Annotated in this window: 11 protein-coding genes; 5 read left to right on the forward strand and 6 right to left on the reverse strand. The window is 55.3% G+C overall.

Going from position 1 to position 11,757, the window contains the following annotated elements:
* The first annotated feature begins 29 nt into the window (after positions 1-29).
* Entirely contained in the window at positions 30-1,058 is a 1,029-nt protein-coding gene (locus SH421x_RS25770) for a formylglycine-generating enzyme family protein (protein ID WP_488852890.1), read from the forward strand.
* A gap of 160 nt (positions 1,059-1,218) precedes the next feature.
* Here the strand turns inward: SH421x_RS25770 and glgC are convergent, their stop codons facing one another.
* The 4 genes from glgC to hemP form a co-directional block, all read right to left on the reverse strand.
* The gene (gene glgC, locus SH421x_RS25775) at positions 1,219-2,481 is read right to left on the reverse strand and encodes a glucose-1-phosphate adenylyltransferase (RefSeq protein WP_488852891.1); all 1,263 of its coding nucleotides are present in this window, start codon (positions 2,479-2,481) and stop codon (positions 1,219-1,221) included.
* Between the two features lie 324 nt (positions 2,482-2,805).
* Positions 2,806-4,440, reverse strand: a complete 1,635-nt coding sequence (locus SH421x_RS25780; RefSeq protein WP_488852892.1) for a serine/threonine-protein kinase — start codon at positions 4,438-4,440, stop codon at positions 2,806-2,808.
* Positions 4,441-4,506: 66 nt separating this feature from the next.
* Positions 4,507-5,067 (reverse strand): sigma-70 family RNA polymerase sigma factor, encoded by a 561-nt coding sequence (locus tag SH421x_RS25785; protein WP_488852893.1) that lies wholly within the window; start codon positions 5,065-5,067, stop codon positions 4,507-4,509.
* Between the two features lie 121 nt (positions 5,068-5,188).
* Complete coding sequence (hemP, locus tag SH421x_RS25790) at positions 5,189-5,389, reverse strand: hemin uptake protein HemP (RefSeq protein WP_488852894.1); 201 nt, start codon at positions 5,387-5,389, stop codon at positions 5,189-5,191.
* A 264-nt stretch (positions 5,390-5,653) separates the two neighbouring features.
* Here hemP and SH421x_RS25795 point away from each other — a divergent pair, with 264 nt between their 5' ends.
* The 3 genes from SH421x_RS25795 to SH421x_RS25805 all read left to right on the forward strand — a co-directional run bounded on the left by SH421x_RS25795 (position 5,654) and on the right by SH421x_RS25805 (position 7,965).
* Positions 5,654-6,565: a DUF1559 family PulG-like putative transporter gene (locus SH421x_RS25795; protein WP_488852895.1), complete on the forward strand. Its 912-nt coding sequence runs from the start codon at positions 5,654-5,656 to the stop codon at positions 6,563-6,565.
* On the forward strand, positions 6,555-7,016 hold the full coding sequence (locus SH421x_RS25800; protein ID WP_488852896.1) for a hypothetical protein: 462 nt from the start codon (positions 6,555-6,557) through the stop codon (positions 7,014-7,016). Before SH421x_RS25795 ends, SH421x_RS25800 begins: the two co-directional genes overlap by 11 nt.
* 211 nt (positions 7,017-7,227) lie before the next feature.
* Positions 7,228-7,965, forward strand: a complete 738-nt coding sequence (locus SH421x_RS25805; protein ID WP_488852897.1) for an MBL fold metallo-hydrolase — start codon at positions 7,228-7,230, stop codon at positions 7,963-7,965.
* A gap of 211 nt (positions 7,966-8,176) precedes the next feature.
* Here the strand turns inward: SH421x_RS25805 and SH421x_RS25810 are convergent, their stop codons facing one another.
* Positions 8,177-9,502, reverse strand: a complete 1,326-nt coding sequence (locus SH421x_RS25810; protein ID WP_488852898.1) for a flavin-containing monooxygenase — start codon at positions 9,500-9,502, stop codon at positions 8,177-8,179.
* A gap of 471 nt (positions 9,503-9,973) precedes the next feature.
* On the opposite strand from SH421x_RS25810, the gene SH421x_RS25815 reads away from it, so the two are divergent.
* Positions 9,974-11,065 carry a hypothetical protein gene (locus tag SH421x_RS25815; protein WP_488852899.1) on the forward strand — a complete coding sequence of 364 codons (1,092 nt, stop codon included), beginning with the start codon at positions 9,974-9,976 and terminating at the stop codon, positions 11,063-11,065.
* A gap of 82 nt (positions 11,066-11,147) precedes the next feature.
* On the opposite strand, the gene SH421x_RS25820 is transcribed toward SH421x_RS25815, so the two are convergent.
* Complete coding sequence (locus tag SH421x_RS25820; RefSeq protein ID WP_488852900.1) at positions 11,148-11,756, reverse strand: hypothetical protein; 609 nt, start codon at positions 11,754-11,756, stop codon at positions 11,148-11,150.
* Position 11,757: the final 1 nt, after the last annotated feature.

The raw sequence follows: 11,757 nt of genomic DNA on the forward strand, positions 1-11,757 counted from the left end.
CGAATTGTCGATGCGGCAAGGAGGCCGTCGTGACCCGATCAACCCAAAGGCTGCACTACATGCGACAGCTGGCAGCCGGCAAACCGCCGAGTAAGCCGCGCCGCTCGTACCTGTTGCCAATTCTCGGTCTGGTAATCCTGAGCCTGGGCGTCGGCGGCTATTTCTTTCCGCCAGAAGGAGGCTTCCCTGCGCTTAGCATCGCCGGCCTCTCCGGCACTGCACCATCCGAGTCGCCGATCGCAGCAGCAGCTGCTCCTGAAACTGACGACGATGGAATGATCTCGCTCAGCGGTGGGCTCTTTCTGTTGGGCAAGCCCAACGGACCGCTCGAAACACAGCCGGTCGTTCAAGTAAACATATCGCCGCTGCGGATCGCTCAATACGAAACGACCAACGCCCAGTTCGCTGCGTTTGTCGAAGCGACTCAATATCTGACCGACGCTGAACGTCGCGGGCGATCGTGGGTGTTCGATTCCAAGACCGGCGAAGCGTCGATCGTAGATGGCGCCCAGTGGAGACATCCCACCGGCCCCGGCAGCACGATCATCGGTCGGGAAGATTATCCCGTGCTGCAGGTTTCGTGGTATGACGCCCGCGCCTACGCCGAGTGGGCCGGCCAACGCTTGCCGACCGAAGCCGAATGGGAATTTGCAGCTCGCGGCGGTCAAAGCGTCAGTCACTATCCAGCTCAGGATGCGGAAGGAAAAATTGGCAACGTCTGGCAAGGGCGATTCCCGTTTGCCGACGCCGCAAGCGATGGCTATGCCGAAGTCGCACCGGTGGGCAAGTTTGCCGCCAATGGATTTGGACTTTACGACATGGCAGGCAACGCCGCCGAATGGTGCAGCGATTACTACGCCGAAGACGCCTATCAACTGGCCGATCTCGTAGATCCGGTCGGCCCGGTTGAAGGAGAAGAACGAGTTATCCGCGGCGGCAGCTGGTTGTCATCTGAGCAAGATGGCGTCAGCGAAGCGATGGTCTGGTATCGCGCCCACGCTGCGCCTCGCTCGCCCAACAATTTTACTGGGTTTCGCTGCGTACAATCCACTAACTAGCGACTCCCTGCTTCGGCAAATAGTTTTCAGATTTTCGCCCCGTGCCGTCTAGCGTTCGCTTGGATTCGAAACAAAAAATGGAATAGACGCTTGCGCGCCTATTCCTGCTGGACGACGAGGAGGGAGGGTTCGTCGCCCTGGGTTTGGTTATGTTGGCCGGTTAGGCGATGGCTTGTGCTCGTTCGGCGCGGACCATGCTTTCGACGGCGTCTCCTTTGGCGATCACCACCACTCCGCCAGAGCTGATCGTAAAGCCGCGACGTCGATCCATATCTAGATCAAAACCGATTTCTGTCCCGGCGGGGATCTGAACCCCCTTATCGATAATCGCCCGACGGATCCGCGTATGGCGGCCGATGTTGACCCCCTCAAACAAGATCGAGTCTTCAACATGCGCGAAGCTGTTGACGCGTACATTGGCGCCGATGATGCTGCGTTCGACTTCGCCGCCCGAGATGATCGAGCCGCCGCAGACGATGCTGTCGAGCGCACAGCCGCGTCGACCTTCGTCAGCCGTGCCGGCGAAGACAAACTTCGGCGGGGGGACGTTGGGCTGATAGGTTCGGAGCGGCCAATCCTGATCGTACAAGTTCAACTGCGGATCAACGTGAACCAGGTCCATGTTCGCTTCAAAGTAAGCGTCTAGCGTACCTACGTCACGCCAATAGGCGTCTTGCTTGCGGTTCTCGTCTCGGAACGGAAAAGCGAAGACACGTTGCTTGTCGATGATCGAGGGAATGATGTTCTTGCCAAAGTCATGGACGCTATCGCGACGGGTCGCATCCTGGCAAAGCTGCTCAAACAAAAAGTGCGTGTTGAAGACGTAAATGCCCATCGACGCCAAGCAATGCTCTGAATCGCCGGGAATCGTTTTCGGCGTCTGCGACTTTTCTTCAAAACCGATAATTCGCTGATCGGTGTCGACCTGCATCACGCCAAACGATTTGGCTTCTTCGGTCGAAACGCGGAGCGCTCCGATTGTTAGGTCGGCGCCGTTTTCGATGTGATAGTCGATCATCGACGCGTAGTTCATCTTGTAGATGTGGTCGCCGGCGAGGATCATCACATAGTCAGGGCGATGCTTCTCCATCGCGTAGATGTTTTGGTAAACCGCGTCGGCAGTACCTTGATACCACTGCTCATCAATGCGCTGTTGCGGTGGGATGACGTCGATAAACTCGCCCAACTCGCGGCAGAAGTAACGCTGCCAGCCGGTGTTGGCGTGCCGATCGAGACTTTGACCTTTGTACTGCGTCAGCAACTGAATATGTCGCAACCCACTGTTCAAACAGTTGGAGAGCGCGAAGTCAACAATGCGATAGACGCCGCCAAAGGGAACCGCCGGTTTTGCGCGATCGCGCGTCAGCGGTTCCAATCGCGACCCTTTACCGCCAGCCAAGATGACGGAGAGTACGTTTTGCATGAGGGCGCTCCTGAACAAGATGCTAGGGAAGGAGGAGCCGGGCGGATGTGGGGTGCGCCGTCGCGACTTCCGGCTTATTTTATCGACGCTGCGTAGTTCACAAAATAGAAAATGAAAGCGGCGTTTCGCCAGAATTTAACACGCGGCGTCTTTCGCGCCGGCAGTAGCGATTATGCTCACTCGCTTTGCGTCAGCGGATAGCGCTGCTTATGCGTTGATGATGTGGATGACCGCTGTTCAGCGGGCTCCATTCTTCAATGAGCCGTGGCCTACATTTCTGATCGAATCCGAACCTTGCGGCTGACTTCTAGCCTATAGCGCTGCTCAGCCGTTGACCAGACGAATCTTGCGCACCACAAAGTACTGGATCATTCCCAACAGCAAGATCGAAAGCGTCAAGCAAATCGTCCAGTGCAGATCAAACGGCGGCCCCGTCGGAAAAAAGAGGGCAAAGCAGACGTGGATGTAATAGCCCAACAGTGCGATCGAAGTGACATAACCGACGAGACCGGTTTGATAGAGCGCCCCACTTGCGGCCACTAACAGTAAATATCCCAGCACGAGGGGACTGTTCGCGCCGTTGGTCGAAAACAGCAGCATCGTCAGCAGCACGACGTTCATTGTCATCCACAAATAGATCGTCGTGGTCCGGTAGCGCGGCTTCTCATACCTCCGCTGGAAAAACCATGCGCCGCTTGCATACCCCACGGCGGTTGCGGTCGCGATTCCTTGAAATAAAGGAGTCGACGACACCGGGTCGCGGACAATCCACACGCAAAACAAATGATAGGCGTAAAAGAGCAACATCGCCGACCAAGCAATCGCCAAGCCGGGGCGACGCCGCGCCCAAAAGACAACCCGTTTGAAGGTAGATAAGGGATGCGCCTGAATCGGCTCGTTGAGCAGATAGGCGCGCAAGTCGGCTGCGAGATCGGCGGCCGTTCGATACCGAGCGCCTGGCGTTTTGTGCAAGCACTTCAAACAGATGGTTTCTAGCTTCCGCGGGATTTGCCGATTGTGCTTGCGCGGCGGCACGACGTCGGACGAACAAACCAAGTCAATCGCGTGAAGCAAGTTGGCGCTCTCAAATGGCGGCTTGCCGGTCAGCAGCGCATACAGAATTGCTCCTAGCCCATACACGTCGGTCGCCGTCCCCACTTGATGCGCATGGCCAGTCGCTTGCTCCGGCGCCATATAACCGGGGCTTCCCATGATTTGACCGGTGCAAGTCAGGTTCGCCTCTTCGCCGACCCGTTTGGCTAAGCCAAAATCAGTCACTTGAGGTCGCCCTTCTTCATCCAGCAGCACGTTCGACGGCTTGAGATCACGGTGAATCACCCCATGTTGATGCGCGTACTCGATCGCTTCGGCGATTTGTCGGACTAGGTCAGCCGCTTCGTCAGGTTCAAACGAGCGCGACTTCATCGCAACTGCCAAGCTTTGACCAGCGACGTAGCCCATCGAAAAATAATGCCGTCCTTGGTGACTGCCGACCTCATAAATTGGCACGATGCCGGGATGGCTCAAGTTGGCGGCCGCTTCCGCTTCGGTTCGAAACCTCGCAACTTCGTCGTTCGAGGCAAATTGCCCGGCGAGGATCATTTTCAGCGCAACCGTCCGACTAGGGTTTTGCTGGCGAGCGCGATAGACTACGCCCATGCCGCCGCGGGCAATTTCGGCTTCGATTTCATAGCCACTGATTTGAATTTGATCCGGCTGTACAGGCCGCCAGTTCGACGTGTCCAAGCCGATCGTCGGACTATCCGGCGTCAATACCGCGTCGAGTGGCGAGTGATCTAGCCGGCTATCATCGGCCTGAGCAAGCATCGCCGCGACCTGCTGTTGCAAGTCAGTCCGAGCAGCAAACCGCGCAGCCAACCAACTGCTGCGTTCGGCCAACGGCAGTTGGCTCGCCTGCTCAAACGCTTCACACGCTTGTTGATAGTCTTCCGGCGTCATGGGCAATTTTGCAAACCTCAGGGACAGCGCACAGATTCCTTTGGCTTGCGCCTCGGGCTTACGTGGCTACTCTGCTTCCAACTGAGTCAGCAGCCACGCCTTTGCGGCGCGCCAATCGTTTTTGACGGTCGATGCCGAGATGTCGAGGGTGGCGGCGGTTTCTTCGACGGTTAGTCCGCCAAAATAACGCAGCTCGACAATGCGCGCGTGCCGAGGATTGAGTTCGGCCAACTGCTCCAGCGCGTCGTCCAGTGCGACCAGATCGACTTCGCGTGGCGAAGCTTCAGGGGTCAGATTTTCGTCGATGGCGATCTTCTGAGCGCCAGCGCCCCGTTTGGCGGCGTTGCGGCCGCGGGCATGGTCAACCAATATTCGCCGCATGATGTTGGCGGCGATGGCGCAAAAGTGGGTCCGGCCTTGCCACTGGACGCGGCTTTGATCGATCAGCTTTAGATAGGCTTCGTGAACCAATGCGGTCGGCTGCAGCGTATGATCGGCTCGCTCGCGCTGCATTTGCCGCGCGGCGATTCCCTTCAGCTCGGTATAGACCATCGGCAACAGCTTCTCAGCAGCGCCGGTCTCACCACGCGAGAGCGCAGCCAACAGCTGAAACGTATCTTCGCTCACGCGGCGAACTCCTGGAAAGTCGGGAAATGGGGGCTACGCATAGCTTAGCACGCCACCGAACCAAGAGAAAACGGACCGTAGGGAGATGGGTTGGGAGTGGAGGGCCGCGCCGCGCAACCCACTACTTTTGCAAAATCAGCTTGCCGCTGCGAGTCTCGCGCAACCGATAGAAGGCGCCTTTGTGGGAGATCAAAATTTCGTTGGCGCCGTCCATCAATTCAATCGAGTCGACGATTTTGGAATTAGGACCGGCGGTGCTGGGCAGAGCCTGATTAGCCGCGGCTTGTTTGTCTTCCGGGGCTGGTGAGCTGTCGCTGGACATAGGCAAATCGTGGTGAAAATCGGCGGAGGGGAAGTTTTTTAAAGTCGGTCGTTGACAATGCCGCCGACAAGCGGCTAAACTCCCTACAGCGATATTGATACTCGATATCAGTTTCGCTCGCAACGCGTTCTTCCGAGTTTTCTCGCAAATATCTGCCAGCCGTTCGCCAGCTCTCCCGCCAGCCCACACGGTCGACAACCGTTTCGCGTTGCGAAATCCCCCCCACTGTCCCTGCTAGGGCAAGTTCTAAGAGGAGAGCCGACCATGCGTCGTCAAGGTTTCACATTAGTCGAGTTGTTGGTGGTGATCGCGATTATCGGCGTGCTGATCGCGTTGTTGTTGCCGGCTGTGCAACAGGCCCGCGAAGCGGCGCGGCGGATGTCTTGCACCAACAACTTAAAGCAGATCGGCCTGGCGACGCACAACTACCATGACACCGGTCGGCAATTTCCGACAGTCGAATATGGCGCCACGGTATCCGGAGGAGTTTCTTCCACCGAACTTAGCGGCGGGAGTTACTTTTGCGCGATTTTGCCATACTTAGAGCAATCGGCCGCCTATCAACTGTATGATCCGACTCAAACTAACTCCAGCACTTACAACCAAGCAGTCACGGGACAGAAAATTGAAGCGTTTATGTGCCCGTCCGCCGCTCAGCGACGTGAAGTTGGCGGTAGCTGCGATGCAGGACGAGCGGAAGGGCACTACGCCGTCAATGTCGGTTCCGAAGCAGCAAGTTCCTATGCGGTCCAAGATCAAGCGTTAAACGGTGCGATCGTCTACGCCAAGTCTTTGACGGGGAAGACCGCCTTTCGGGATGTCACGGACGGAACGAGCAACACTTTGCTGGTTGGCGAATCAGCTTATAACCTGCCTGACTACAAGTTTACTTCAGGTGCTTGCAATGGTCAGTCGCGATATTCATTTACATATTGGTCCAATCCCTACTCGCTTTCGATGGCCTTTACCACCGAGTTCGCATACAACCCGAAGGACAAGGCGGACGACGGAATCTATGACGGCAACTGGCGACACTCGTTCCGTAGTGAGCACCCAGGCGGTTCGCAGTTTACGTTCGTTGATGGTTCCGTGCATTTTATCGCCGACACGATCGATGCGGGAACTCTCGACGCTCTTGCAACTCGCGGCGGTGGGGAGGTTATTAGTGAATACTAGTCTTCTCCACTGTGGGATTTTCATCGCATCGTCGGCATTCCTATGGATTGGGTGCGCCAAGCAAGACGATGTGTATGATCGCGCGAATGTAAGCGGTGTTGTGACCTATGACGGCAAGCCGCTTGTGGAAGGCGTTGTCTACTTCGTTCCGAGTAATAACACGATAGGCCCGAAAGCGTTTGCAACGATTATTGATGGCAAATTCACGTCGGAAGGCGCGTATGCTCCAATTGTCGGCAGCCATCGAATCGAAATTCAGTCAACGGATGACGGTGGAATTGCGGCTGATGATGAAGAAGCAATGATGAAGTGGGTTGCTGAAGGTCGCAAACCACTTCAACGAGTTATCGTCCCACCCATCTACAACCAACGTAGCATCTTGACCGCAGACGTCACCGCCGACGGTCCTAACGAGTTCAAATTTGAACTAAGCTCCAAACGTCGCCGCTAAACCGACGACCAATTACCAATACCTAGCAGCAGTCGTCGCGGCGTAACCTTCGGGCTATGTCGCGGCGGCTTTTTCTTTTGCGCTGGCCTTCTTTGTGGGCTGGCCCCAGAGAAAGGCGTCGCAACATGCGGCCGCATCTTCTACGATAGATGTGTTATCTGCGGCGATTAGCCGCCGGCCTGCTGTTCGCTCCTTGATTTGCTGTTGGGTCATGCAACTTCACTGTCTCGGCGTTTCTGGCTATCACCCCAGCCAAACGCGACAAACTGCCTGTTTTATGTTGCCCCAGATCGGCGTGGTGCTGGATGCCGGGACCGGTTTCCATCGCGTTCGTAGTCGGATCGCTACGCCGCAGCTCGATATATTTCTTTCCCATGCGCATCTTGATCATGTGTTTGGCGTGACGTTTCTGTTTGATACGCTCCATCAAAAAGAGACGACCGCTTGCGTTCATGCCGAGCAAGACAAAATCGATGCGATTCAGCAACACTTGCTATCGCCGCTACTGTTTCCGGTGGCGCCTCCGTGTGATTTCATTCCGCTCACAGGCGATGTCCCGCTGAGCGGCGGCGGGCGATTGAGTTGGTTTCCCTTAAAACACCCCGGCGGCAGCGTTGGCTATCGCTTGGACTTCGCCAACCAGTCTATGGCCTATGTCACTGACACGACCGCCGCGCTCGACGCGGATTACGTCGACAAGATCCGCGGCGTTGATCTGTTGTTGCACGAATGTTATTTTCCTGACGGTCTTGAAGACTTCGCCGCGGTGACCGGTCACAGTTGCGTCACGCCGGTCGCTCAAGTCGCCCAAGCCGCAGGCGTCGGTCGCTTAGTGCTAACCCACGTCAATCCTCTGGACAACATCAACGACCCGATCGGATTAGAAATCGCCCAAAAGATCTTTCCCCAAACGATCCTGGCGGAAGATGAGCTGGTGATTGATTTCTAAAGAGACGAATATCGAAAACGTTCACACTAGCCCGCAGCGCGAGCGAGGGAATCCGCTTGGCGATTCTAACCCGGATTGAAGTAGCCAGCCGCATTCCCTCGCTCGCGCTGCGGGCTAGTGTTCAATCGGTCCGAAATAGCCCAACTTCAATCGGCGCACTCGGGCTGGCGTTGCGATTCGATTGCATTCGACATTCGGGTTTCGATATTCATCATTTCCGCACCAGCGGCTTCACCCTGTCCATGCGCTGCAAGATATTCCGCAGTCTCTTGCGGTAGTCGTAATAGTCGACTTCGAGTCGATGACGGGGCGAAGCGATGAATTCGTCGCTTGTGGACAAGCCGACTCCGCTGGAGTGCTTCAGAGCGCGAAACCAAGCGGCGACTTGCGGCTGATTCGTTTGCGCCGCGATAAATCGGGCGATGATCTTGGCCTGTAATTCGGTCAACGGCCATTGTCCGCTATTGGGTTGAATCATGCCGGCGACAAACAAATTGTCTCGATCGGGATGAAATGCGTGCAAAAAGAGCCGCGGCGATCCCTCTTGAACGTTCAACTGATTTAGATCGACAAACGGAAACGATAGCTTGTAGCCGGTCGCAAAGATCACTAGGTCAAACGCTTGGCGACGATCATCGGCAAAGACAACATCACCCTCGTCAAACTGTTTGACGTCGCCAAAGACCTGCACACGACCATGTCCGGCGAAATAGGGCAGCTGCGAGTTGATGATCGGATGGGTCGCAAAGATGTCATGATCCGGCCGGGGAAGTCCGTACTTCTCAGGGCGACCGACGACAAACGCGACAACTTGCCGTGCAATCCAGCGCTTCCATGATTTTGGCAGCGGCCATGATCGCAAGCGATCGCCGATCACGTCGGCAGGCTTACCCCGAATGAATTTGGGCAAAAAGTGATATCCGCGACGCATGCTGATCGCAGCTTGATCAGCGTGAATCGCCGCTTCGACGGCAATGTCGCAGCCGGTATTGCCTGCACCGACCACTAGGACGCGTTTCCCTCGGAGTTGCTCGCTTGACTTATACTGCCGCGCATGTATTGCTTCGCCCGAAAAATTGCCAGGGATTTGAGGCGTTAACGGATCCCAGTGATGGCCGTTGGCAATGATGACCCCAGCATATTGACGAGGCGTTTCCTCGTCAGCGACCTGGACTTCCCAAGCGTCCTGTCCGACAGGCGCGATGTGGCTTACCGTAGTTCCAAATTCAATATGCGAATAAAGATCAAATTCGCGCGCATAACTGCACAAATACTGCTGCACCTCTTGATGGCTCGGGTAGGACGAAAACGACTCAGGCATGGGGAATTCGTCATAAGCAGTCATCCGCTTGGAGGAGATCAGATGCGTCGATTGATAGACGCTGCTAGCAGTTTTGCCAAAGTTCCAGTTTCCTCCGACCTCGTTTTCGCGTTCCAGCGCGTGACAAGGGACGCCCATTTGCAAAAGATTTTTCAAGACCGTCAATCCAGACGGCCCTGCGCCAATGACGCAGAAGGTTGATTTGGTTGCCTGCATCGACTGCTTAGATAGTGAACTTACGGACAAGAGATTGCCTTAACGAGATATTATTGGTCTCAATTGGGGAGTCAAGTTCGTAACTGCTCGACACGCAAACGAATTCATTTTTCGATTCGTCAATTCAATTTAACTTGACATCTCTGAAAAGCAGATGGAGAATTAAACAGACAGCTACTGGGTGGTTATTAATGTTTTTTAAGTTACCGCGATTGCGGAAACCGGGAAGCATTAACACATTCTGAACAATTCATGAGCTACCAACGGAAGAGGCGGTGGCAAAAATTCATGATCATGAGAATGGAAATCACTGGACAACTTCTTTGATTTAGCGAAGATTAATTAATACTTTGCAGACAAAGCAGTAGGCACTGCACATTTCCCAGGCAGCCGGTCGAGTCTCAATATCGACCTATACTTGAGAATCGTGCTACTCGGAACAGAACCGCGCTTTAAGAGGAGCAGATTATTATGATGCGAGTGACCAAGGTCGCATCGGCTGAAGATTATCAACTAATCAGCAGCTTCGATGAAGTGAAGCGAACGCTGCTGGATGAAAACAAATTCTCGGATCGTCTCGAAAAGCCGCTCGCCTATTGGGCGCTGCCAAACGATCGCCGCTTGCCGCTTGCTTTTCTCGGCCGTTCGCTGGGCGACCTGCTAGCAACCCCGTTTGAAGAGCTCTCAGCGACTCCTGGCATTGGCCAGAAGAAAATCAGCTCACTGGTTCGCCTTCTGCATCGCGCCACGAAGGAAGAACCCCATTCAACGCCGTATGGCGCCCAAGAGCAAGCTCCCGCGTCCCAAGGGGACGAAATCCTCGGCATGCCTTGCACGCCGGATGGTCAGTTTGACCACACGCTTGTTTCTGAACTGCTGTGGGCCAAGTGGCGCGAATCGGTTCGGATTCATAACTTGCAGCACGAGAAGCTCGGCCGTTTGGCCTCTTCGCTGGCCGAAGTGCCGACCGTGATCTGGAACACGCCGCTCAGCTTCTATCTCGACTACACCGTCGCCGAGATCCGTCGTCTGAAAACGCATGGCGAAAAACGAGTTCGCGTGGTCTTGGAAGTCTTCTTCCGCATCCACCAGATGCTCGAGAACGTGAAACCGCAAGATCAGTTCGCCCTGAAGTTGCAGCCCAACTTTGTGCCGGTTGTCGAACGCTTCGTTCTCGACAAGCTGGTCGACGACAATCAGCCTTCCGAAGATGACGTCCGCGCTTACATCGCTGACGCACTGCTGAAGCAAATCAAACTGGACGCAGGCGACACTGTCTTTGACCTTGCGGTCGGACGTCTCGGCCTGGGAGGCAAGCCGCAAAGCGTTCGCATGCAAGCTCGCATGCTGGGCGTCACCCGAGCTCGCATCTATCAACTGCTGGAAGATTGCAGCAAAGTAATGAGCGTTCGCTGGCCCGAAGGTCAGGCGCTGTTGGCCACGCTGGTTCAAAAAGGAATCAACGCCGGTCACTCGCCGATCGAACAACGCCTGCTAATCGCCGTTCGCGAGTTGTTCTTCCCGACCAAGCTGGAATCGTTTGAAGAAGATCCGCAGATCTAAGTCAACGATTTTTAGCTACCGTATAATTCAAAGCTGCTCGTCTCTGTCAGGCGAGCAGCTTTTTTTTGTGCCGTCACCTCGACTACGGTCGCGTATCGATTCTCGGCGTGGTGAGTTCTAACCATTGCTTGTAACGCAATTCTTTATCGCTAAACGTTAATCCTTCGATCTCGGACCCTTGCTCGTCATAGAACGCCACGCTTTCCATGCTCAAACTATCGGGCTCTTCATAGACGCCCGACCAGAAAACGGCGCCTGAGGTAAAATAGCCCTTGGCAGGGCCAGTCGTCGTCATGTTCGGTCCACAGTGCTTTTCCCCGCGTAGAGAACCATCGGGATAAAAGTTGCGACACGGACCAAATGTGTCGAGACTTCTCTCGTGAGTCAGTTCCAGAGCCGTCCCAGACTCTGTGTCAACGGCAATCGAGATCCCATCCTTCACCCATGGATCACGCAAACCATCTCGACGCCAGACGTCGATGCACCACTCTATTTCACAACGAGAGCAACCCTGGAAATACTTAAGAACCTGATTGGGATCGCCCAGCGTGTACTCGAAAATCACGCCTTCACTTGGCTTGCCGCGACTTTCGCCGATCCGCGTCCAAGTTTTTCCCTGATGCTGCAGTGCCAGCGGAAAGGCGAACTTTTCCTCATGCCGTTCTACAATCACCACCTTCCCGGCGTTCAAC

The organism is Blastopirellula sp. SH421 (assembly GCF_057808535.1).

What these genes read in the sequence shown, in the direction of transcription:
- glgC (WP_488852891.1), bottom strand. Translation starts at nt 2,481, where the DNA reads ATGCAAAACGTACTCTCCGTCATCTTGGCTGGCGGTAAAGGGTCGCGA.
- SH421x_RS25780 (WP_488852892.1), bottom strand. Translation starts at nt 4,440, where the DNA reads ATGACGCCGGAAGACTATCAACAAGCGTGTGAAGCGTTTGAGCAGGCG.
- hemP (WP_488852894.1), bottom strand. Translation starts at nt 5,389, where the DNA reads ATGTCCAGCGACAGCTCACCAGCCCCGGAAGACAAACAAGCCGCGGCT.
- SH421x_RS25795 (WP_488852895.1), top strand. Translation starts at nt 5,654, where the DNA reads ATGCGTCGTCAAGGTTTCACATTAGTCGAGTTGTTGGTGGTGATCGCG.
- SH421x_RS25805 (WP_488852897.1), top strand. Translation starts at nt 7,228, where the DNA reads ATGCAACTTCACTGTCTCGGCGTTTCTGGCTATCACCCCAGCCAAACG.
- SH421x_RS25810 (WP_488852898.1), bottom strand. Translation starts at nt 9,502, where the DNA reads ATGCAGGCAACCAAATCAACCTTCTGCGTCATTGGCGCAGGGCCGTCT.
- SH421x_RS25815 (WP_488852899.1), top strand. Translation starts at nt 9,974, where the DNA reads ATGATGCGAGTGACCAAGGTCGCATCGGCTGAAGATTATCAACTAATC.